We start from the raw sequence: 21113 nt of genomic DNA on the forward strand, positions 1-21113 counted from the left end.
GGCCCCGGGAGGGGCGGTCCTGACGCGGCGTCGATCCGGGAACGGAGCCCCGGAGACCATCCACCACCCAACGGGGGACGTATGAAGAACAAGAGAGACCTGGGGCTGCTCACCGTGGCCCATGGGGTCAACGACATGTACCAGGGCGCGATCCCCGCGTTGCTGCCGTTCCTCCAGGCCGGACGTGGTTACAGCTACACCCTGATCACCGGGATCACGCTGGCCGCCACCGGGCTGTCCAGCCTGATACAGCCACTGGTCGGGCTGCTGGCCGACCGTCGGCCGATGGGCTGGCTGGTGCCGGCCGGCATGGTCACCGCGGGAGTCGGGGTGGGCCTGTCCGGCCTGGGCAACGCGTATGTGTGGACGTGGATCGCGGTCGCGCTCGCCGGTATCGGGCTGGCCGCGTTCCACCCGGCGGGCGCGATGGCGGCACGCACCCTCGGCGGCGGCGACGCACGGTCGATGAGCGTCTTCGCCGTCGGCGGCAATATCGGCGTCGCCCTCGCTCCGCTCTTCGTGTCCGTGGTGATCAACGGCGGGGGTGTCTCCAGCACCTGGCTGCTCGCCGTGCCCGCCGTCGTGATGGGCGCAGTCTGCCTGGTGACCCGGCGCTCCTGGCAGGTCACCACCGCAACGCCACCTCACACAAAGGGTGTTGACGGAAAGGCGGCACAGACCGGCCACTCGGACAACTGGCGGGCCTTCGGCACGCTCTCCGTCATCTCGGTGTTCTGGTCGATTCCCTACGTCGTCATGGGGTCGCTCGCCGCGCTGTACGTGATCAGCCGATTCGGCGTCTCGGCGGCCACCGGCTCGGCGACCCTCACCGCGTTCACGGCGGGCGGCGTCGTCGGCACGCTGGCGGGCGGGTGGAGCGCCGAGCGCTGGGGCCGCCTGGCCGCCCTGCGCTACGGCTACCTCATCTCCGCCCTCGCCGTCGCCGGCGTGGTGCTGATGCCGCAGATCGCCGGGGTGCTCGTCTGTGCCTTCCTCTACGGCACGGTCCTGTTCGTGCCGTTCGCCGCACAGGTCACGCTGGCGCAGGACTACCTGCCCACCCGCATCGGCACGGCGAGCGGACTGACGCTGGGCGTCACCCTCTCGGCGGGCGGGCTCCTGTCGCCGGTGTTCGGCATGCTCGCCGACGCCTGGGGCATCCGCGCCGTGCTCGCCACGCTGATCGGCATCCTCCTCGTGCCGGCCGCCCTGGCCTGGCGTCTGCCTGAACCCCGCACCGCCACATCCCTCCCAACGCGCAGCCATTCAGCGACTTCTGACTCTCAGTCATCTCGACACGGTCAAGCACAGGAGGCCCGATGACAACCACGGTGCGCGGTCTCGCCGAGGTGGCCGAGCTCGCGGGATCGGACCTGGGCCGCACGCCCTGGGTGCCGGTCCACCAGGAGCATGCGTCGGCCTTCGCCCACGCCACCCACGGGCACACACACGCCGACCACGCCGACGAGGAAGGCTCCGGCCCCCCGCTGGGCGGACCCGTCGCGGACGGGTTCCACACCCTGGGGCTGGTGGGCACGCTCGTCGACCGGCTGCTGGAGTTCCAGGAGATCCGGATGAATGTGATCTACGGCGTGAACCGGGTCCGGCTGCCGAGCCCGGTGCCGGTCGGCGCGCTGGTGCGGCTGCACGCCGAGGTCGGCACGGTGACCGAGGTCCGCGGCGGGGCCATGGAGATGCTGGTGAGCGCCACCGTCGAAGTCGAGGGCGAGCCCAAACCGGCGTGTGTCGCGGAGATCGTGTACCGGATCTACGGCTGACGCGCCGCCACCCGGCGCCGCCCCTCACCCTCCCACTCCCCCACCCACACCTCCTCTCCTGCGTTCGTTCCTCCTCCCCCCTCTCTCCCTCTCTCGTCCCCGGACAGAAAGGAGCGTTCAGGCATGCCCATTTATGCCCTGGGCGATGTCGAGCCCCGGATCCATCCCGATGCCTATGTTCATCCCGACGCGACGGTGATCGGCGATGTGCGCGTGGCCGCCCACGCGTCGGTATGGCCGCAAGCGGTACTGCGCGGCGACGACGGTCACGTCGAAGTGGGTGCGCGGACCAACATCCAGGACGGCAGTGTCATCCACGCCGCCCCGGAGACGCCCGCCGTCATCGGCGCGGGCACGGTCATCGGGCACTGTGTGCACATCGAGGGCGCGTGGATCGGCGACGGGTGTCTCATCGCCTCCGGCTCGATCGTCCTCAACTCGTCCGTGATCGAGTCGGGCGCGATGGTCGCGGCGGGTGCGGTCATCACCTTCGACGGCCATGTGCCGACGGGCCGGATCGCACTCGGCGTGCCGGCGAAGAACCGCGAGAACACGATGTTCCCCATGGAGGCCGTCGCGGACATCGTCGAGGACTACGTCAAGTCCGCGCAGCGCTTCCGCACCTCTTTGCGCAGGGTGGTGTAGCCGCATGACGGCGACGGACAAGCCGGTGACGACGCTCCACACCGCGGTGCCCGAGGGCAACCACGCCGGTCCCGGACACTCGCAGCAGGCCGGGGGAGAGCGATGTTGAACAATGACGGCTGTCAACCCTGCGTAAAGATCATCCGCTGGCCACGGGAAGCGCACAAACGGGAGTGGTGGCGGGAATCCGGCCACCTGAGGCTGCTGGTCATCGACGACGGCACCGAGGCCCCCGTGTGTGCCGACGTCCGTGAGGACTGGATACGGCTGCCCACCAGGAACGAGGACATCCAGGCCCGGATCGCCGCGCTCCAGGCCCGCAACCTCGGATACTGCGCTCCGCAGGTCGATCCCAACGGCGTCGTCCGCCACGGCTCCCGCACCGTCACCGTCTCACCGACCGAGGCGGAACTGGTGCGGCTGCTGACCGTCAACTTCGGCGAGGTGGTGCCGCGCGAATCCCTCCGGAAGCGGCTGTGCCAAGGCAACCCGCACGCCAGCCGCAACGCCCTCGATCTCCACATCATGAGAATCCGCCGCCGGATCACCCCCTTACGGCTCGAGATCCGCACCGCCTGGGGACGCGGCTACACCCTCACCGCCTGCGGGCACGACGGAGGCACGGATGCGTGACATCGCACTGGAATCGATGACTGTCGGGGACGTTCTGAGCCTGCGGGCCCAGAGCCACCGCGACGAGACGTTTTTGAGATTCCGCGAGGGCGACCTCAGCTTCGGGCACGTGCACCACATGACCAACCGGGTGGCCCAGGGCCTCGCGGCGCTCGGTGTCAGCCGCGGCGACCATGTCGCGGTGATGCTGCCCAACTGCCCCGAACTCCTCTACACCGTCTTCGCGTTGAGCAGACTCGGCGCGGTGGCGGTCCCGGTGAACACGGCCCTGTGCGGCAACCTCCTGCGCCGCGCCCTCGCCGGTTCCCGCTCCCGCTACCTCGTCATTGACGCCCGGTACGCCGAGGAACTGCCCGCGCTCACGCCCTGCCTGCCCAGTCTGGCCCATGTCATCGTGCGGACCCACGACGCCTCCCCGGCCCCGTCCGCCGCGCTGGGCAAGCCGGCGGTCGCCCTGTCCGGTCTGCTGTCCTACGGTGCCGACACCCCCCGCGCCGATGTGGCGTTCTGCGACCTCCAGGCGATCATGTACACCTCGGGGACCACCGGTCCGTCCAAGGGCGCCATGGTCTCCCACTCGCTCGCTCTGACCTGTGCCCTGGACTCGCTGGACTTTCTGGACCGGTGGGGCAAGACGGCCTACTGCCCGCTGCCCCTCTTCCACGCCGCGGGCCTGTGGGACGGGGCCCTGTCCGCACTGCTCTCCGGAAGCATCCTCGCCATCGCCGACCGGTTCCATGTGTCGCGGTTCTGGGACGACGTGCGGCACTTCGACGCGCAGGTGGCACTGAGCGTCTTCTCCATGATCCCCATGCTGCTCAACCAGGAGCCGACCGAGCGCGACAAGGACCATCCGCTGGAAGTCTTCTACATGGGGAAATCGGCGCTCGACAAACCGCTCCACGACAGGTTCGGGGTCCGTTCCGCCGAGTGCTACACCAGCACCGAGGCGGGCATCGCGACCGGCAGCCCGTACGGCGAGTGGCGCCTCGGTTCCTGCGGGCAGGCGCACCACGAGCGCTTCGAGGCCGGTGTCGTGGACGAACTGGACCGGCAGGTCGGCCCCGGAGAGCCGGGCGAGCTGGTACTGCGCCCCAAGCAGCCGTCCATCATCACCAGCGGGTACTACGGCGATCCGGATGCCACCGCCCACACGTTCCGCAACATGTGGTTCCACACCGGTGACCGGGTGTGGCGCGACAGCGACGGCTATTTCTACTTCCTGGACCGGATGAAGGACGCCATCCGCCGCCGCGGCGAGAACATCTCCGCCTTCGACCTGGAGTGCGAGGTCAATCTGCATCCTGCCGTGCTCGAGTGCGCGGCCGTCGGCGTACCGTCGGAGCTGGAGGAGGAGGACGTGAAGCTGTTCGTCGTCGAGCGGGCCGGCTCCGGCCTGGACGCCGACGAACTCGTGGAGTACTGCCGCAAGCAGCTCCCCCGGCACATGGTGCCCCGCTATGTGGAGTTCCTGGACGAACTGCCGCGCACCCCCACCGACAAGGTCGCCAAGCACCTGCTCCGGGAGGGGGTTGCGCAGTGAACTGGGAGGAGACCGCCCAGGAACGGGAATTCCGGCACGAGGTACGCGCCTTCATCCGGGACCGTTTCCCCGCCGGCTACCGGCCGGACCCCGAGGCCGAACACAGTCTGGAGCCCGAGGACGTCTGGGGGTACGACTGGCCGGCCGACCGCCGCTCCGGGGACCCCGAGCGGCGCGCCGGCGCCCGCGCCTGGGCGGCCGCCCTCGCCGAACGTGGCTGGATCGCACCGCACCTGCCCGTCGCGTACGGCGGTGCCGGGTTGTCCCCGATGCGGGAGTTCATCCTCCGGGAGGAGATGATGCGCGCCGAAGTCCCCACCGTGAACGGCATCGGGGCGATGCTGCTCGGTCCGACGCTCGTGGAATACGGAACCGGGGAACAGCTGGCAGCGCACCTGCCCGGCATCGCGCGCGGCGAGACGGTGTGGGCCCAGGGCTTCTCGGAGCCCGACGCCGGCTCCGACCTGGCTGCGCTGCGGACGACTGCGGTCCGCGAGCCGGCCGATGGGGGTGACGAGGCCGACGCCGAGGTGTACCGCGTCAACGGGCAGAAGGTGTGGGCCTCGTCGGCCCAGCACGCCGACTGGCTGTTCGTCCTGGTCCGCACCGACCCGCACGCGCCCCAGCACAAGGGCATCAGCTTCCTGCTCATCGACGCGGCCAGCCCCGGCGTCACCATCCGCCCGCTCCGCGACATGCGGGGTGCCGCTCCCTTTGCCGAGATCTACTTCGACGACGTACGCGTACCGGTGGCCAACCGGGTCGGCGCGGAGAACCGGGGCTGGTACGTGGCGATGGCGGCGCTCGGCTTCGAACGCGCGGGCATCGGCGCCACCGTCAAGTTCGAGCGGGTGCTGCAGGGGCTGATCGACTGCCTGCGCTCGGAGCAGGGACAGGACGTCCGCCGCGCGGACACCGCCGTCCTGCGCCACGAGATCGCCCGGCGCCATATCGAGCTGCGCGTCCAGTACGCGGTGGCGCGTCTGACCGTCTCCCGCCAGGCCGCCGGCGCCGTCCCCGGCTACGAGGCATCGGTCAGCCAGCTGCTGGGCGCCGAACTGCACCAACGGCTCGCCCGCACCGGCGCGAAGGCCTTCGGTCCGTACGCGCAACTGTGGCAGCGCGACGGGGCACCGATGGACGCCGCGTTCGCCCATATGCGCTTCGACGCGGTGGCCGCCACGCTGCTCGGCGGTACCACGGAGATCCAGCGAAGAGTCATCGCGACCCGCGGACTGGGCCTGCCCCGGTCCTGACCCGGCCCACGCCGGCACAGGCACCGGCTTTGACTCCCCCACCCCCACCCCCCACCCGCACCCGCACCCGCACCCGCACCCGCACCTACGGCCGCGTACCGCTGACACCTCAGCACGGCCCCCCACGGCCTCGCGCCGCCACCCACCCCTGACCCCCTGACATCGGAGAAGCGATGGACCCATCGATGGACCTGCCGTTCACCGAGGACCAGCGGCACATCCGGACGGCGGCAGCCGAGCTGCTGACCGCCCGGCGTATGACGGCCGGTGCGCGGGCGGTGCGCGAGGAGCCCGAAGGCCACTCGGCGGCGCTGTGGAAGGAGATGACCGAACTCGGGTGGCCCGCCCTCGCACTGCCCGAGGAACACGGCGGCCTGGGCGCCGGCGTCATCGGCCTCTGCCTGCTGTGCGAGGAGCTCGGCCGGCACCAGATACCCAGCCCCCTCCTGCCCACCGTGGCCTGCGCGGCACTCCCGCTCGCCCGGCACGGCAGTGCGGAGCTGTGCGCCGAGTGGCTGGGCGCGGTGGCGGAGGGCCGGACGCTGACGTACGCCCGCGCGGCCCCGCACGGCCGCTGGGGCACGGCCGGCTCGACTCTTCGCGCGACCCCGTCGGGCCGTGAAGGGTTCCGCCTCGACGGGACGGCCCTCTTCGTCCCGTACGCCGAAACCGCCGACGCGATACTGGTCATGGCCCAGACCGGCGACCACACAGAACTGACGGCGCTGCTGGTGGAGGCGGCCACCCCGGGCCTGCGCCGGCACCGTCTCGAGGTCGTCGGCAACACCCCTGAATACCGCGTGGACTTCACCGGTGCCGTCGTGCCCGCGGCCCGGGTGGTCGGCGCGGTGGGAGGCGGCGGCGCCGTGGCCGAAATGGCCGCCGCGCTGGGCACCGTGGCGACCTGCGCCGAGATGGCCGGCGGAGCACAGGGCGTGCTCGACATGACGGTGACGTACGCCAAGACCCGCGAGCAGTTCGGCCGCCCCATCGGCAGCTTCCAGGCGATCCAGCAGCACTGCGCGGACATGGCCGTGGACGTCCTCGGCGCACGCGTGAGCGCGTACGAGGCCGCTTGGCGGCTCACCCGGGGACTCCCTGCCGCGCTCGAGGTCTCACAGGCCAAGGCGTGGGGCAGCGAGGGCTACGAGCGGGTGTGCGCACTGGCCCACCAGGTCCACGGAGCGATCGGCTTCACGGCCGAACACGACCTCCCCTTCTTCACCCGCCACGCCACGGCGTCGGCCCTGGCGTTCGGCGACGCCGACCATCACACGGGCCGCGTGGCCGAGGCGTTGGGGCTGTAGCCGGGGTGCCACCGGCGTGCGTACCGGCGACGCCACGGGATATGTACTGGCGACGCCACTGGGCAGGGGGCGGTGGCAGGTGGTGCAGGTGCCGGTCCAAAGTTCAGGAGAAGGACAGCGACACAAGGATGACTCAGGAGGCGGACGGCTCGATCTCCCCCGCGAAGACGATGACCTGGTCGATGAGGCTCCGTCGCAGATGGACGACGTCCGTTCCCGCCAGGCGGGGGCCTCCATCAGGCGTGGTGAAGACCCACTGGTACCGGGCCCATTCGCCAGGCATGTCCACCGCTGAGCAGCGCACCATCGTGCCGGTCCCCGCCGGGTGGTGCCGGATGTCCAGCACGAACCGCTCGACCGCCACGATTCCTTCGCTGCGACCCAACGGCCCCCAGAAGACCACGTCTGAGGTCAGGGCCTGGGAGAGCAGGGCAGTCACATAGCTGTCGTCCGAGGCGTTGAACGCGGAGATGAACGTGTCGATCGCGGAGCGTGCGGTCTCTTCCTGCATGCCCCAGTAATACCAGCCGTTTCGCGTGCGCTCATACCACGAGCCGCCTTCCGATCACGGTGAACCATCCCGGTCACAGCACCAGGGGGTGTCTCCCCCTGGCAAGGCGGCTTCGTTTCGCCCCGCCGCCCCGGCCGCGACGGCCCCCGGCGATGCAATCCTCATGCGCCCCATACGTTACGGACAGCGGCGATTCGGCCAAGCCCCACCGCCCGAGGGCCGCCCCAGCAAGGCGCCCACGCGTTCGAGCCCTTGCCGCGCCAGGGCTCGCACGCGTCCGGAATCGAGCGCGTTCGATTCTCTGTGGGCGTCGTTAGGCCGTGCACTGCCGAACCATCCAGGTGTGGCACCGGCCCCAGGAGGGACGCAGGTGACTGTGACCGACGCCTTGACCGCCCACGAGGAGACGCCTCCCCCGCCGCCCCCGGCGGCCATCGAGTTCGAGGGCGAGTTCGGCAAGAACCCGCTGGCGGAGGCCGGTTTCTTCAAGATGGGCAGCCGCCTTCCCGCCGTTCTCGGCGCCACCGTACGGATGGCCTGGGCCGTGGACCGGGCCGCCGTCCTGCTCCTCGTGCTCTGCCAGATCCTCACCGGCGCTGCGGCCGCCGTCCTGCTCGCCTTCACCGCGAAGGCCATGACGCATCTGCTCGCAGCCGCCCCCGTCTCCGCACGCCTGCACGGCGCCCTGCCCGCCCTGCTCGTGCTGGCCCTCGCGGCCGGTGCGGGACGCATCAGCTCAGCCCTCGCCTCCTACGCCTCCAGCCGCATCACCCCCCGGTTGATGACCGAGGCCGATGTGTCGCTGGTCGCCGCCACCTGCCGGGTCGAGGCCGCGGCCTACAGCGAGGACGGATTCTCCGACCGGCAAGAAGCCGCCGAGATCGGCACCGTCCGCACCGCCACCATGGTCGACGACGCCCAGCGGCTCATGGCCGCCGTTGTCCGTATGGTCGCCGCGGGCGGCGTCATCACCGTCCTGCACTGGATGATGCTCCCGGTCCTCCTGCTCGCCGTGCTCCCGGCCGGGACCGGCGCGATCCTGCGGGCCCGCGTGGACTACGAGACGCACTACCTGAACATCGGCGACCGCAACGTACGCGGCATGATGCGCTGGTGGGCCACCTTGCCCCGGCACGGCGACGAGGTCCGCGCCAACGGCATGACCGGCTACCTCCTGTACTGGTACCGGGCCCTGTCCGAGCGCATCGACCAGCGCACGCTGGGCTCCGCCCCGCGACGGCTCCGCATCGACCTGACCGCCGGTGCCCTCGGCGGCATCTTCCTGATGGGCACGTGGGCCACTCTCGCCTGGCTGGCCGCCACCGGCCGCGTCCCCCTTCCGGTCGCCGCCACCGCCCTCGTCGCCGTCCAGACCGCCCTCGCCGCGCTCTCCCAGGTCGTCATCCAGGGCGCCGCCATGTTCCACACCTCGCTCTACCTCGCCGACATGCGCGCCTTCCTCACCATGGCCACCGAGCGCGCCCCCGCGCGGGGTGCCCTGACGATCCCGGAGGAGGTGCACGAGATCCGGCTCGACGACGTCGTCTACCGGTACCCGGGCAAGGAACAGCCCGCCGTCGACGGCGTCTCCCTGCGTCTGCGACGGGGCGAGATCCTGGCCGTCGTCGGAGAGAACGGCTCCGGCAAGTCCACGCTCACCAAGCTCATCACCGGCATCCTCCTCGCCGACAAAGGCCGGGTCCTGTGGGACGGCACCGACCTGGCCCGGGCCGATGTCGACGCCGTGTGGAAGCGGACCGCGCTCGTACCGCAGAACTTCGCCACCTGGCCGCTGCGGGTGCGCGAGAACATCACGCTCGGCCAGCCCAAGACATGGGACGACGATCTGGTGTGGAAGGCCGTCGACGCTGTCGGCATGCGTGACACCATCGAGGAACTGCCGAACCGGCTCGACTCCCTCCTGGCCCGGGAGCTGTACGGCGGCGTGGAACTCTCGGGCGGACAGTGGCAGCGTCTGGTGTGCGCCCGCGCGCTGTACCGGCAGACTCCGCTGCTGATCCTGGACGAGCCGACTTCGCAGATGGACGCCCGCGGTGAGCACCAGATCTTCCTGGAGATCAAGCGGTTGGCCGCCGCGTGCATGACGATCGTCGTGACCCACCAGCTCGAGAACACACGTCTCGCCGACCGGATCATCGTCATGGAGCACGGCCGCGTGATCGAGGACGGCACCTACGACGACCTGCTCCATGCCGGTGGCCTCTTCGCCGAGCTGGTAGCCCTGGCCAAGGACCGGTAAGCATCGCCGGCCCCGGCTTGCGTCCTCGCCTGCCGGGGCCCCAACTCCCGGCCGGCGAGGGCGCCGACGCTCCCTGGCCGGCTGCCCCCGACCGTACGAGACGAATCGAGACACAGATGACCGAGACCTGGCAGACGATCGCCCGCCTTGCCGACCGCCTGGAGGAGCACTCCACGCTCCCTCGCGAACAGCGGATCCTGCTGCAACTGCTGAAGATCCAGGAGGAGGCCGGCGAAGTCGCCGAGGCGGTGATCGGGGCCATGGGACAGAACCCTCGGAAGGGTCACTCACACACCTGGGAGGACGTCGAGGCCGAGGTCTGCGATGTCATCGTCACCGGCATGGTCGCGTTGACCCGCATGAACCCTGAGGCCGCGACCGTCTTCGCGCGTCATGTGGAGGGCGTCGTCGCGCGGGACCTCAACGAGACCGAGAAGGCCGAGGATGCCGCCGCCCGGTGAACGGGTGCCGCCACCAAGCGAACCGCCCGCGCAACTCAGGCAAGTCAACGTGGTGGTGACTCATGGCGAGTGGGGGCTCGCGATGGTTCCGTCGCCGGTCGATCGGGGCCGGGCAGGGTCGAAGCACCACCTGGTCAGCGACGGGCGCGGCATCCCGCTCGGTGTCCTGATGACCGGCGTGAGCCGCAAACCGTGGCTACGACAACGACCTCTACCGCGACCAGGTCCGCGCCCGCGGCATCGTGCCGGCCATCGCCCGCCAAGGCACCCGACACGGCACCGGACCGGGCACCCAACGCTGGGACGTGGAACGCACTTTCACCTGGTTCCACGGCTTCCAACGCGTCGCATGCGCGGTGAACGCCGAGCCGACGTCCACGAAGCCTTCCTCGAACTGGCCTGCTTCCTGATCACCCACTGAAGACTCAACTCATTGTGTCAGCCGCTGTGAGACGGCGCCTTTATGCCTCGTCTACACCAGGCCAATGATCCGCCACCACCGACTTGTCGAAAGGACTGTGCACTCCGCCCTGGAACTGCTTGGCAATGGCGCCGGGTGGGATCGAGGGTTTGCCGTCGAATTTCGCCACCCAGTAATTCGGTTCGGTGACCTTGTGCTTCTTGAACGCGGCACGCACCTGAGGCAGCGTGGAGGCGTTGCAGTAGACCGTCAGCTCCCCGTTGGGCGTGGCAGCCATGGTCTCCCTGCACCACGCGACCGCGCCTTCCGGCGAGGCAGCGCCCGTCTCCACGTCCAGGACCTGTGCCTTGTGCTTGTGGCTCACCGCGATTGACACCCGCTTCGCGTGCGGGAACCGCTTCGCCATCTCTTCCACGTTACGGAAATCGCCGTCGACATACCCCGCCACCATCGTCGCGCTGGACGGGATGTTGCTGGGCGTAACCGCATCGAACATAATCCGTGTCACGGTCGCCTCCTTTGTGGGGATCCTGGCGGGCGAGACAGACCAGAGGCGGACACCGCGTTGTCCAGATATCGCGGCTCGATGGCGCACCAGCTCTCGGGCCCGCGCTAATAACACTCCTGATCTCATCAAACCACTGCCTGGGTGACCCGCAATCCGGGGCTGCCTGCACTACCCGCGGCGTTCAAGCCAACCGATAGCGCGTGCGGACGCTGAAGCCGGTGGGCACATATTCGTGGTGGGGTCGGCGCGGACAGTGAGCCCTTTCCAACCTGGCTGCGGCAGGGGCCCGACAAGGATGTCGGGTTGCAAGGATTGGCGGTCCTCCAGGCGACGGATTTATGGCGTGCTGGGCGAGTACGTGAGCTGCAGGCGTGGTGCTGGCGGCAGCGGCGTAGGCGCTCCCGTCTCTGGTGCGGCGCGGAACGCTTCGATCATGTAGGCGGCGAAACGTCGGGAGGCCGTGACCCGGGCGGCACGCGGCGTGTCTTGGAGGCCCCGGTGGGCCTTGAGCATGAGGACCAGGTCGTCGACGACGAAGCCGGGGCGCAGCTGGCCGGTGTTCTGGGCGCGGCGGGCCAGTTCGCCGACCGCGTGCAGAGTCCGCTCCCGGTCTGCGGCGAAGTCCATGGCCTCGGGGAAGGCCGTCATGAAGGCGTCGGCGAATCCCATGCTGTGGGCGTGGAGTTCACAGATCCGCTCGATCAGGCTCCGGAATCCGTGCCACGGGTTCGAGTCCGTAAGGGCGTCGCGGACGGCGGCATGGCAGGCTCGCCGCTGCTCGGCGAAGGTCTCCGCGAACAGTGCCTGCTTGGTCGGGAAGTGCCGGTACAGCGTGGCGGGGCCGACGCCTGCATGCCGGGCGACCTCGCGCATGGGCGCACTCAGGCCCTCTTCGCCGAACACCGCGCGGGCGGCGTCCAGGATGCGGGCCCGGTTGTCGCGGGCGTCGGAGCGCACAGTCTGAGGCAAGTGGTTGGTCATCGGTTCTCATTTTAGCCAAACGGACGGGGGCGTCCGTTACGGTCCGCTGGCGGTGTGGCCGCCCCGTCCCGGCACTTCACCGGTGATGCCCCGGCGGCGGGGGCCGACTCGGCGCCCACAGCCGCAGCAGCTGCGATCCGTCCCTCCACCGACCCGAGGAGCAGAGATGAAAGCCGTCGTGATCAGGACGTTCGGAGACCCCGATGGCCTGGAGGTCGTCGATGTGCCCGTGCCCGTTCCTGCCCCGGGGCAGGTGCAGATCGCCACGGAGGCGATCGGGGTAGGCGGCGTGGACGCGGTGATCCGCCGGGGAACGCTTGCCGCCTACGGCTTCCGGGAGGGCCATCTCCTCGGCAGCGAGGTCGCGGGAAGGGTCACCGCGGTGGGAGAGGGCGTGGACGCCTCGTGGATCGGGTGGCGGGTGTGGGCGTTCACCGGCCTGTCCGGTGGGTATGCCGAGCAGGCCGTCGCCTCGGTCGAGGACGTCCTTGCGCTGCCCGACGGCCTGACCGGTGCCGACGCGGTGACCCTCGGGGGCTCCGGCGTGGTCGCCCACTTCGCCCTGGACCGGGCCCGTTTCACGCCCGGCGAGACGGTGCTCGTGCGCGGTGCGGCGGGCAGCATCGGGATCACGGCGGTCCAGCTCGCAGCCAGGTACGGCGCGGGCGCGGTGGCGGTCACCACCTCGTCGGTGGAGCGTGGCGCCCGCCTGCGGGACCTGGGCGCGACCCATGTCCTTGACCGCTCCGGCGAGGACGGCCCGGACGCACCGGCGGGCTTCGACGTGGTGATCGATGTCGTGGGGGGTCCCCAGCTTCCCCTTTTCCTGGACAGGTTGAACTCCAACGGGCGGTATGTGGCTGTCGGTGTGGTTGGTGGGCAGCCACCGGCGGACTTCGGCATGCGGCTGATGGACGCCTTCCGCAGGTCGTTGTCATTCGCCACTTTCAGCTCTGATACCGTGCCCGGCCCCGACCGGCAGGCCGTGCGGTCGTCCCAGTTCGCCGATGCTGCGCACGGGAACCTGCGCACGGTCGTGCACCAGGTGCTGCCGCTGGACCAAGCGGTGCTGGCCCACCGCGAGATGGACGCGGGGGAGGTGTTCGGCAGGGTTGTGCTGGCGCCCTGAGCCGGGCAGGGACGGCGTTCGCGGCCCCGGGTAACGGGCGTCTCCGCGACGTGGTGAAGCTCCTGGTAGACGGTGTCAAGACCAAGATCTACCGTGCACCACCAGGAGCTTCACGTGCTTGTCCATCCGTCGGCGATCGATCTGTCCACCGCGCACCTGCCGCATTTGGCGTGCCAACTGGCCGTCCACCGCCGGGAGATCGGTAGGTACACGATGGCGACGGCTGACCGCCGGCCGTCAGGCCCTTCTCGTCCTGGCGCCCTGCGCTGCGGTAACACCTACGCCCAGCTCGCCGCCGGGTTCGGCATCGGGATCGCGACCGTCTACCGCTATGTCCGTGAGGCCATCAAGGTACTGGCCGAGCTCGCGCCGACGCTCGACGAGGCGATAGCAACGGCGCGGAAGAAGGCGTATCTGATCCTGGACGGCACCGTGCTGCCGATCGACCGGATCGCCGCCGACCGCCCGTACTACTCCGGCAAGAAGAAACACCACGGCATGAACGTGCAGATCCTCACCGATCCCTTCGGCCGCCGGCCGCGGGCCTCACCCGCGCTCCCAGGCGCCACCCACGATCTGACCGCGGCACGTGAGCACGGCATTCTGGATGCGCTCGGCGCGGCCGGACTCACCACCTGCGCCGACAAGGCGTACCAGGGCGCAGGCCGCCCCGTTCGCATCCCGTTCCGCGGACGCCGCCTCAAGCGGTGTCAGAGCCGGTACAACACCACCCACGCCAAGATCCGCTGCGTCGGCGAACAGGCCATGGCGGTCCTGAAGGGCTGGCGCCTACTCCGCAAACTCCGCTGCAGCACCAACTGCATCACCGACATCGTGAAGGCCGCCCTCGCCCTTCACCTCGCCTCAACGTGATGTTGGAAAACGCTCAGTGGGTAATCAGGAAGTCTGGCGTGGGGCAAGTCGCCAATCCCCGGAATGGCCAGGTGGGAGGGCCAGGTCACGGCGGACAGCTGCGTAGTATCCCTCACGTGCGGCGCGTTGGCGCTTGAGCATGTGTGACCAAGTTTCGGGGCTATGGGTCTGGTCTCGCAGGAATCCTTCCATCTCCATCACCGCGACGACCCATTCGCGGGCTTTCTCCACCACGTCCGGGGTGCCAAGCATCAACAGTGCCTCGCCGGCTGGGTCTCGGGCCTCAGTGGCATCGGCCAGGTGAGGCGCCGCTTCCTCGGGTGACAAGGGGTGCGGGTGAGGGTCGTTGCCGAGGTGCGACGCGATCCGGTATGCCAGGGTGACACTCTTCTTCAGCGACCTGGCGAAGTCGGCGTAGGCCGTCAGCCGCCGCTCTTCCCAACGGGCGGCCTGCTCGCGACGAAAGCGGGCTTGGTCGCCTCGCGTGCTTGCCAAGTACGATCCAAGGGCACCGATTACCACGCCGATCAGCGCGGGGAGCTGTTGCATGAACGCCGACATGGCCACACGGTATAGGGCCATGTCAGGTGAGACTTGATGGCGTTTCAATTCATGAGTCTTCGGTAGCCGATGAGGGATGTGGCGATGCCGACGAACGCGGGGAAGCGAGCGGCCTTGCGTTCGTAGCGACGATGTAGGCGCCGGCAGCCGGCCGGCCAGGACACCGTCCGCTCAACTACCCAGCGGCTGTGTCGGCCCAGTCGCTGCGAGGGCTCAATGCCCCTTGCGGGCGATGCGGTGGGTGATGCCTCGGCTGTGCAGCCATCGGCGCAGGTGGTCGTAGTCGTAGCCCTTGTCGGCGTGGAGCTTTGCCGGCCGTCGGCGGCGGGGCCTCGGCGGGAGCGGATCGGCGGGATGCCACGGATAAGTGGCTCAAGGGCCTGGCTGTCGTGCAGGGTGGTACCGGAGACACCCAGCGACAGCGGCAGCCCGTTTCTGTCCGTGACCAGGCAGATTCTCGAACCCGGTTTGCCGCGGTCGGTCGGATTGGGTCCGGTCAGTGGCCTCCTTTCGCACTCGGCGACCAGGTCCGGCCGGTCAAGAGGCACGGTCACCGTCGGCTCGGCCTCGAAGGACACGACCGGGCGCCACGCGGCCCGGGGCGGCAGCACCTCTTCCGTTAGTGGGCCCCCACGATTTCCAGCCTGGCGTGCTGCAGCAACTCCGCGAGCTCGTGCCTCCCACCCGTCGTGCCCGTCATGGAACCTCCTCCTGCCCGAGCTGATTCCTGTCTCTCAGGGGCCCGGTCCCTCGCCGCCTGCCTCACGACTCCACAGGTCCACGGCTCCCTACAGCTTCAGGCCGTGCCGGGTGAGGTACCAGTTGTGGAACGTGAACAGCCCGCCGAGCATCACCAGCCAGAGCACGGTGCTGGTGAGCGGGAAGGCGTCCAGCGGGATCGTGTACACCAGCACCACCCGCAGCAGCGCGTCGAGCAGGAAGACCGCTCCCCACACCGCCGTGATCAGTCGCAGGTGGTGACGGAATGCCGGCTCGTCGTCCCATCGCGCCTCCCAGGCGGTCAGGCCGGCCTCGCCCACCTTCGCGATGACGATGCCGCGTGAGGCCGTCATGATGAACGGGCGCCGAGTGAGCAGCGTGCCGAGCACCCAGAGTCCGATCGCGGTGGTCAGCCAGCTGTCCCGGATCATCAGCACCCGCGGGCTGCCGGTGATCAGCGACAGCAGCGTTCCGGCCACCACCAGGCTCAGCGTGAACACCGCCATCGCCTCGACGCGCCGCTGCCGCACGATGCCGTAGCCGATCCACGGCAGGAGCAGCACACCGCCGACGACCATCGAGAGCCACTGGCCCGCGCCGGCCGCCCGCAGCCCGTAGTAGGAGCCGAGCGGGAGGACGAGCTCGAAGAACAGTTGCGCGGCGAGCCGCCGGCGCAGCGCCGCCGTACGGCCTCGGGCGGTCGCCGCGGCGGACGCGTCCGTGTCGGTCTGCGGTGCCTGGTGCGTTGCCATGGTGTGTGCCCCCGTGTCCGCTGTGGTCATGACGTGTTCCTGGTGGCGCGGTCGAACAGGTCCGCCAACTCGCGGCCGGCGGCCCGCACATCGAGATCGGGATCGTGGGTGGCGCGGCGCACCACGTCGTCGATGGCGGCGCGGATCGCCCGCATCATCACCCACGGGTCGAAGTCGCAGAACTCGCCCGCGCGTTGTGCCTTGCGGATCTGCTCCACCTGGACGGCGAGGTTCGCCTCCGTCGAGTCGAGGAAAGCGACCATGCCGGGGTCGCCGCCGCGGAGGTGGGCAAGGATCTCGACGATCGCCGCGAGGTGGTTCGGGTACTCGGCGAACAGGTCGAGGTTGCCCTCGATCGAGGCGCGCAGGCGGGCCGCATAGCTCTCGTGGGCCTCGATGCGGGGGCGGATGTACCCCTCCGCGAGCCGCATCACCTCGGCGACGACCTCGCGCATCAGGTCGTCCCGCCCGTCGAAGTGGTAGGAGATCATCCCTGTGCTGCTCAGCCCGGCGCGCTCGGCGATCTTCGCGAACGAGGCCCGGTGGTACCCGACATCGGCGATGACCTCGATCGCCGCGGCGACGATCTGAGCCCGGCGGCCCGTCTCGGTGAAGGAAGGCTTGGTCTTGCGTGCCACCTTTTGCTTGGATGCACTATTCCTTGCTTGCATGAGCAAGAAGGTAGCGGGGTTTGCTCACCCGAGCAAGAAGGTGAGAGTGCGGCTGTCCGCGGTACGGGCATGGGCGGTGCGGGGCAGCGCGGACGCCTGCGCCGCACAATGGGGAGTGGCCGCACATCCAGGCGTCTCCCGGGGACTTGGCCGCCACCGCCGGGAGAGGACCCTCTCCCCCGGACGACTTACGACGCCGCCTTACTCGCCAAAGCCGGAGGGCCGGGTGCCGTACTCAGGGGCCTCCCGTACCGGCAGCCCCCGCAGCAGGCTGTCCAGGAAGAGATCGAAGCGAAGCGGCGCGTCGCCGAGAAGACGCCGCTCCTGCGCACCGAGCCAGGTGACGAGCACGGTTCCGAACACGTACCAGCTCTGCTCGGCCGACTCGGAGTCCGCGCCGCCCGCACGGAACGCCGCGATGACGGCGTCCCGCATCTTGAAGAAGCCGCGTGTGTGCCGGTGGGGCCGGGAGATACGGGTGGCGTAGCCGGGAGTCGCAAGGAACTCGTCATGCGCGGCCCAGGCGAGACGCCCCAGCCACGCACGCCAATTGCCCGGCGTGGGCGCATCGGCGGGAACGATGCGGTCGATCAGCGTCTCACTGATCAGGTCGATGACGCCCTCCCGCCCCTGAACCCAGCGGTAGAGGGCGGAGTGCGAGACCCCGAGCCGGGCCGCCAACTGCCGCATGGACAGCGACTCCAGGTCGCCGGAGGCGAGCGCAGCCTCCACGATCGCCCCCCTGCTCAGCCGCGCAGGCGGGCCGGGCCGCTTACCAGGACCAGTCATGCTCCGGACCTTACCGACCTGGCGGGGGCTCCCGCTGACGGCCACCCCAGCCATGACGGCAGCCCCTGACGGTGGCGCGCCACTTGTCGGCGACGACTCCCTTGTCGGCGACTCCCCTGCCGGCGACTCCCCTGCCGGCGACTCCCCGCATCTTGGTGACCAATGGTCTCTATTGAGTTAGGCTCACCTTACTTACTTCTGCTTCTCCGGTTTCTCCGTGCCGAAAGGAGGGAGTGCTGTGTCCGTACGCACGGAAAATGACGCGCGCCCCCGCAAGGACACGACCAGGCACCCCGCGAGGACCGTCGCACCCCCCGCGCTGCTCCTGCTGCTCGCCTGTGGTGCGCTGTTCCTGGTCATCTTCGACGCCACGATCGTCTCCGTCGCCCTGCCCGCGGTCGGCTCCGAACTCGGCTTCGGCAATGCGGGACTGGGCTGGGTGGTGAACGCCTACACGCTGACCTTCGCCGGTTTCCTGCTGCTCGGCGGGCGATTAGCCGACCTCTTCGGCACCCGTCTACTGCTGGTGACAGGCCTTGTGATCTTCACCCTGGGCAATGTGTGGTCCGGCCTCGCCGGCGGCCCGGTGCAGTTGGTGACCGCCCGCGCCGTGCAGGGCATCGGCGGGGCGCTGCTGATGCCCGCGACGCTGATCGTCGTGCACCAGGCGTACCGCGACCCCGTACGACGTGCCCGCGCGCTGAGCCTGTGGAGCATGGTCGGCGCGGTCGGCTCCGCCGCCGGAACGGTGTTGGGCGGGGCCCTCACCGACACGCTCGGCTGGCGCTCGGTGTTCTGGGTCAAGGTCCCCCTCGGCTTTGTCATCGCCATGGCCGGATGGCTGGTACTGCCCCGCCGGTCAGCCTCCACCGAACCGGGTGCAGGGCGCCGTTCCGTCGACGTGCTCGGGGCGTTCCTGGTGACAGCCGGTCTCGCCGCCCTCATCTACGGCGTCGTGACGGTCCGCGCGCCCGGCACGCGCGGTGCGGCGTTGGCGGCCCTGGCCGGAGCCGTGACGCTGCTCGCGCTCTTCCTCGTCCATCAAGGCCGCTGGGCCCGCGAACCCCTCGTACCACTGCGCATCTTCACCTACCGGTCGGTCAGCAGCGCCAACGCCGTCATCTTCGGTTTGGGCGTCGCCTACCTCGCCAGTCCCGTACTGCTCGCGCTCTATCTGCAACAGGTGCTCCACTACAGCCCCACTCGCGCGGGGTTCGGCTTCCTGCCGACCGCCTTCGCCGTGATGATCGGCGCTCACCTGTCCGGGCGCCTGACCCCGCGCTGGGGCACCCGCCGCACCGCTGCCGCGGGGACAGCCGTCTCGGCCGCCGGCTTCCTCTGGCTGTCGGGGATCGGAGCCCACAGCGCGTTCCTGGCGGACATCGCGCTGCCCGCGTTGCTGTTCGGCCTCGGCGCCGGCCTCGCGTTCACGCCCATCACCGTGGCCGCCACCAGCGGCATCGACCCTTCGATGACCGGGCTCGCCTCGGGCCTGCTCAACACGACCCGGCAGGTGGCCACGGCACTCGGCATCGCCGTCCTCACCACCCTCGCCGAGGCCCGCGGTGGAGCCCCCGGCTTCGCCCTGGCCTTCGCGGCGGCCGCGGCGACGGCCCTCCTCGCCTCCCTCGCCGCCGCGGTGTGGATGCCGCCCCGCGTCGAACCCCCGCGCTCCCCGGCCGCTTGAGAAAGGTGGCACCAGCAGGAGCGGCCTCGGGAGCAAGGCAGCCGGCTCAGCCGGCCCCGGCGGCGGCCCCTTCCGAGGAGCGCCGTCGGCCACGAGCGGTGCCGTCCGTCGGTGCTCGCCCCCGCAGCTGGTGCGTCAGCCGAGATCCAGCAACTGCTCGTAGAAGCCGCCGATTTCCCGTTCCGTGTCGATCAGGTGGATCTCCAGGATCCAGTGGCAGCGCCGGCCGGACTTGTCGGTGCGCCGCATCGGGGTGTCGTTGGCCGGGGTGATGTAGGACTCGGTGTCGGCACCGTCGATCTTCTCGTGCGGGAATTCTCCGACCAGGTGGCCCGCGTGCCATCCTCCGAGGGCCCAGCCGGCTTCGACGGCAAGGTCCTGGACGTGGGCGTACAGCTGCCTGCCGGTGATGTCCGGGGTGGCCTCGAAGGCGTGGCGTCCGGCCGCGAAGATCTTGGGCAGGTCGTCCCGCAGGCGGTGTTTGACGGGGTCGTCGCCCAGGACGTAGGTGCGGCCGAAGTCGGCTTCGTACTCCTCGAAGATCGGGCCGAAGTCGGCGAAGGCGATGTCGTCGGCGCCGATGGTGCGGTCCGGTGGGTTCTCCCGGTACGGCTGGAGGGTGTGGGGTCCGGAGCGGATGATCCGTTTGTGCCAGTGGCGGGTGGTGCCGAACATCTCGTTTGCCAGGTCGCGGACGCGGTCGCTGACCGCGCGCTCGCTCTCGCCGGGCGCCACCAGGCCACGGGCGGCGATCTCATGGAACAGCGCTTCGGCCTTGGCCTGGGCTTCCAGCAGCCGTTCGGCGCGTACGGATTCATTCGCCATGCGACAAAACCCTAAGGGCTGTGCCGTCGTCCCTGGTGGACCGGCGCACGGCGGCAGACCGTCCTGCGGACAAGCGAAGGCTGCGCATGGCGGGGGTGTTGAACGGGCGTGGGGCGCCCCTGCTGTCACGGGGCGGTTGGACGCGCAGCCGCACTCGAATACCGCAAAAGGGGGAAGACCATCCTTTCCCTCTCCGATGGTGAGGGTCTTTGCCTGCGCGACGGGCGAGGGCGGGTCACATCGCCCCCATAGGGGGGCTACCGCGAGACCGCCGCAAGTGGATCTTTTGGTTTGGAACCAAAGGTGAGCATCCTTTTTGGGTCCATACATAAGAGGCTTCCGCCGGAAGTTGTCTTTGCATGAGCGATTGCACGAACTCCATTCGAACCCCCTTGTGGTCTATGCCACTTTCGATGAGTGACTTGAGCCACACCGCCATCCCGGCCAGTTCGTGAACAGGGAATATCACTGCGTGTACTCAACCCTTCACGGCGATCAACTTAGCGTGCCGCTCGAAATACCCCGTCCGCCAGGGCAAGATGGAGACATTGACCGCTCAGTCGGTGACACAGATCACTAAATACCCGGAGTGCTTGCGCTCTCGGGTTGAGCGAAAACCAAGAAGGGCCCTGCCTCCTAGGCGCCAACCCGGCGGAGACAGGACCCGGCTGCAGCGGCCTCGGCTCACCAGCCGAGGCCACACTGCTCAGTGGAGATGCTGAAAGGCTTCCCGCAGGAACTTCAGTGCCGCGAAGAGCGGACCGAACCAGCGAACCTTCCGAAAATAGCCTTCCCACGTGCA

At 69.6% G+C, this 21113-nt stretch carries 19 protein-coding genes and 3 pseudogenes; 13 read left to right on the plus strand and 9 right to left on the minus strand.

What is annotated here, in order from left to right; genetic code table 11:
• Positions 1-81 precede the first annotated feature (81 nt).
• From CFW40_RS03590 to CFW40_RS03620, 7 genes are all read left to right on the plus strand, one after another.
• Positions 82-1323, plus strand: a complete 1242-nt coding sequence (locus CFW40_RS03590; RefSeq protein WP_088796418.1) for an MFS transporter — start codon at positions 82-84, stop codon at positions 1321-1323.
• Positions 1320-1778, plus strand: a complete 459-nt coding sequence (locus CFW40_RS03595) for a MaoC/PaaZ C-terminal domain-containing protein (protein WP_088796419.1) — start codon at positions 1320-1322, stop codon at positions 1776-1778. The genes CFW40_RS03590 and CFW40_RS03595 overlap by 4 nt, the downstream gene beginning before the upstream one ends.
• Before the next feature lie 123 nt (positions 1779-1901).
• Complete coding sequence (locus tag CFW40_RS03600) at positions 1902-2423, plus strand: gamma carbonic anhydrase family protein (RefSeq protein ID WP_088796420.1); 522 nt, start codon at positions 1902-1904, stop codon at positions 2421-2423.
• Between the two features lie 102 nt (positions 2424-2525).
• A complete protein-coding gene (locus tag CFW40_RS03605; RefSeq protein WP_088796421.1) occupies positions 2526-3056 on the plus strand; it encodes a winged helix-turn-helix domain-containing protein in 531 nt (176 codons plus the stop codon).
• On the plus strand, positions 3049-4599 hold the full coding sequence (locus tag CFW40_RS03610) for an AMP-binding protein (RefSeq protein ID WP_088796422.1): 1551 nt from the start codon (positions 3049-3051) through the stop codon (positions 4597-4599). Before CFW40_RS03605 ends, CFW40_RS03610 begins: the two co-directional genes overlap by 8 nt.
• Complete coding sequence (locus CFW40_RS03615; RefSeq protein WP_088796423.1) at positions 4596-5855, plus strand: acyl-CoA dehydrogenase family protein; 1260 nt, start codon at positions 4596-4598, stop codon at positions 5853-5855. The genes CFW40_RS03610 and CFW40_RS03615 overlap by 4 nt, the downstream gene beginning before the upstream one ends.
• 173 nt (positions 5856-6028) lie before the next feature.
• Positions 6029-7162, plus strand: a complete 1134-nt coding sequence (locus CFW40_RS03620) for an acyl-CoA dehydrogenase family protein (RefSeq protein WP_256331612.1) — start codon at positions 6029-6031, stop codon at positions 7160-7162.
• A gap of 133 nt (positions 7163-7295) precedes the next feature.
• Here the strand turns inward: CFW40_RS03620 and CFW40_RS03625 are convergent, their stop codons facing one another.
• Positions 7296-7673, minus strand: a complete 378-nt coding sequence (locus tag CFW40_RS03625; protein ID WP_088796425.1) for a hypothetical protein — start codon at positions 7671-7673, stop codon at positions 7296-7298.
• Positions 7674-8049: 376 nt separating this feature from the next.
• Here CFW40_RS03625 and CFW40_RS03630 point away from each other — a divergent pair, with 376 nt between their 5' ends.
• The 3 genes and pseudogenes from CFW40_RS03630 to CFW40_RS37795 all read left to right on the plus strand — a co-directional run.
• The gene (locus CFW40_RS03630) at positions 8050-9933 is read left to right on the plus strand and encodes an ABC transporter ATP-binding protein (protein WP_088801888.1); all 1884 of its coding nucleotides are present in this window, start codon (positions 8050-8052) and stop codon (positions 9931-9933) included.
• Between the two features lie 116 nt (positions 9934-10049).
• Positions 10050-10394 (plus strand): MazG-like family protein, encoded by a 345-nt coding sequence (locus tag CFW40_RS03635; protein ID WP_088796426.1) that lies wholly within the window; start codon positions 10050-10052, stop codon positions 10392-10394.
• Positions 10395-10482: 88 nt separating this feature from the next.
• Positions 10483-10815 (plus strand): annotated as a pseudogene (locus CFW40_RS37795) (IS5/IS1182 family transposase); the annotation flags it as partial.
• 40 nt (positions 10816-10855) lie between these two features.
• On the opposite strand, the gene CFW40_RS03645 reads toward CFW40_RS37795, so the two are convergent.
• Together CFW40_RS03645 and CFW40_RS03650 are read right to left on the minus strand one after the other, a co-directional pair.
• Positions 10856-11323 carry a hypothetical protein gene (locus CFW40_RS03645; RefSeq protein WP_143034587.1) on the minus strand — a complete coding sequence of 156 codons (468 nt, stop codon included), beginning with the start codon at positions 11321-11323 and terminating at the stop codon, positions 10856-10858.
• Positions 11324-11659: 336 nt separating this feature from the next.
• Positions 11660-12304, minus strand: coding sequence for a TetR/AcrR family transcriptional regulator (locus CFW40_RS03650; protein ID WP_176956580.1), 645 nt, complete (start codon positions 12302-12304; stop codon positions 11660-11662).
• A gap of 166 nt (positions 12305-12470) precedes the next feature.
• Between CFW40_RS03650 and CFW40_RS03655 the strand changes: the two genes are divergently transcribed.
• Complete coding sequence (locus CFW40_RS03655) at positions 12471-13433, plus strand: zinc-binding dehydrogenase (RefSeq protein ID WP_088796428.1); 963 nt, start codon at positions 12471-12473, stop codon at positions 13431-13433.
• 114 nt (positions 13434-13547) lie between these two features.
• Positions 13548-14306, plus strand: a pseudogene (locus CFW40_RS03660) (transposase family protein).
• 24 nt (positions 14307-14330) lie between these two features.
• On the opposite strand, the gene CFW40_RS03665 reads toward CFW40_RS03660, so the two are convergent.
• The 5 genes and pseudogenes from CFW40_RS03665 to CFW40_RS03685 all read right to left on the minus strand — a co-directional run bounded on the left by CFW40_RS03665 (position 14331) and on the right by CFW40_RS03685 (position 17799).
• A complete protein-coding gene (locus CFW40_RS03665) occupies positions 14331-14867 on the minus strand; it encodes a hypothetical protein (RefSeq protein WP_088801890.1) in 537 nt (178 codons plus the stop codon).
• A gap of 44 nt (positions 14868-14911) precedes the next feature.
• A pseudogene (locus CFW40_RS03670) lies at positions 14912-15367 on the minus strand (IS5 family transposase); the annotation flags it as partial.
• Between the two features lie 288 nt (positions 15368-15655).
• Positions 15656-16369 carry a VC0807 family protein gene (locus CFW40_RS03675; RefSeq protein WP_088796429.1) on the minus strand — a complete coding sequence of 238 codons (714 nt, stop codon included), beginning with the start codon at positions 16367-16369 and terminating at the stop codon, positions 15656-15658.
• Positions 16366-16977, minus strand: a complete 612-nt coding sequence (locus CFW40_RS03680) for a TetR/AcrR family transcriptional regulator (RefSeq protein ID WP_256331611.1) — start codon at positions 16975-16977, stop codon at positions 16366-16368. Before CFW40_RS03680 ends, CFW40_RS03675 begins: the two co-directional genes overlap by 4 nt.
• 234 nt (positions 16978-17211) lie before the next feature.
• Positions 17212-17799 carry a TetR/AcrR family transcriptional regulator gene (locus CFW40_RS03685; protein ID WP_088796431.1) on the minus strand — a complete coding sequence of 196 codons (588 nt, stop codon included), beginning with the start codon at positions 17797-17799 and terminating at the stop codon, positions 17212-17214.
• Between the two features lie 238 nt (positions 17800-18037).
• Here CFW40_RS03685 and CFW40_RS03690 point away from each other — a divergent pair, with 238 nt between their 5' ends.
• Entirely contained in the window at positions 18038-19486 is a 1449-nt protein-coding gene (locus CFW40_RS03690; RefSeq protein ID WP_218136806.1) for an MFS transporter, read from the plus strand.
• Positions 19487-19621: 135 nt separating this feature from the next.
• On the opposite strand, the gene CFW40_RS03695 is transcribed toward CFW40_RS03690, so the two are convergent.
• Positions 19622-20311 carry a M24 family metallopeptidase gene (locus CFW40_RS03695; protein ID WP_088796432.1) on the minus strand — a complete coding sequence of 230 codons (690 nt, stop codon included), beginning with the start codon at positions 20309-20311 and terminating at the stop codon, positions 19622-19624.
• Positions 20312-21113 lie beyond the last annotated feature (802 nt).

Source organism: Streptomyces sp. 2114.4 (assembly GCF_900187385.1).
Taxonomy (GTDB): Bacteria; Actinomycetota; Actinomycetes; order Streptomycetales; family Streptomycetaceae; genus Streptomyces; species Streptomyces mooreae.

Coding starts and splice junctions, on each gene's coding strand:
- CFW40_RS03590 (WP_088796418.1), top strand. CDS start 82: ATGAAGAACAAGAGAGACCTGGGGCTGCTCACCGTGGCCCATGGGGTC.
- CFW40_RS03595 (WP_088796419.1), top strand. CDS start 1,320: ATGACAACCACGGTGCGCGGTCTCGCCGAGGTGGCCGAGCTCGCGGGA.
- CFW40_RS03600 (WP_088796420.1), top strand. CDS start 1,902: ATGCCCATTTATGCCCTGGGCGATGTCGAGCCCCGGATCCATCCCGAT.
- CFW40_RS03605 (WP_088796421.1), top strand. CDS start 2,526: ATGTTGAACAATGACGGCTGTCAACCCTGCGTAAAGATCATCCGCTGG.
- CFW40_RS03610 (WP_088796422.1), top strand. CDS start 3,049: ATGCGTGACATCGCACTGGAATCGATGACTGTCGGGGACGTTCTGAGC.
- CFW40_RS03620 (WP_256331612.1), top strand. CDS start 6,029: ATGGACCCATCGATGGACCTGCCGTTCACCGAGGACCAGCGGCACATC.
- CFW40_RS03625 (WP_088796425.1), bottom strand. CDS start 7,673: ATGCAGGAAGAGACCGCACGCTCCGCGATCGACACGTTCATCTCCGCG.
- CFW40_RS03635 (WP_088796426.1), top strand. CDS start 10,050: ATGACCGAGACCTGGCAGACGATCGCCCGCCTTGCCGACCGCCTGGAG.
- CFW40_RS03650 (WP_176956580.1), bottom strand. CDS start 12,304: ATGACCAACCACTTGCCTCAGACTGTGCGCTCCGACGCCCGCGACAAC.
- CFW40_RS03655 (WP_088796428.1), top strand. CDS start 12,471: ATGAAAGCCGTCGTGATCAGGACGTTCGGAGACCCCGATGGCCTGGAG.
- CFW40_RS03665 (WP_088801890.1), bottom strand. CDS start 14,867: ATGTCGGCGTTCATGCAACAGCTCCCCGCGCTGATCGGCGTGGTAATC.
- CFW40_RS03675 (WP_088796429.1), bottom strand. CDS start 16,369: ATGACCACAGCGGACACGGGGGCACACACCATGGCAACGCACCAGGCA.
- CFW40_RS03685 (WP_088796431.1), bottom strand. CDS start 17,799: ATGACTGGTCCTGGTAAGCGGCCCGGCCCGCCTGCGCGGCTGAGCAGG.
- CFW40_RS03695 (WP_088796432.1), bottom strand. CDS start 20,311: ATGGCGAATGAATCCGTACGCGCCGAACGGCTGCTGGAAGCCCAGGCC.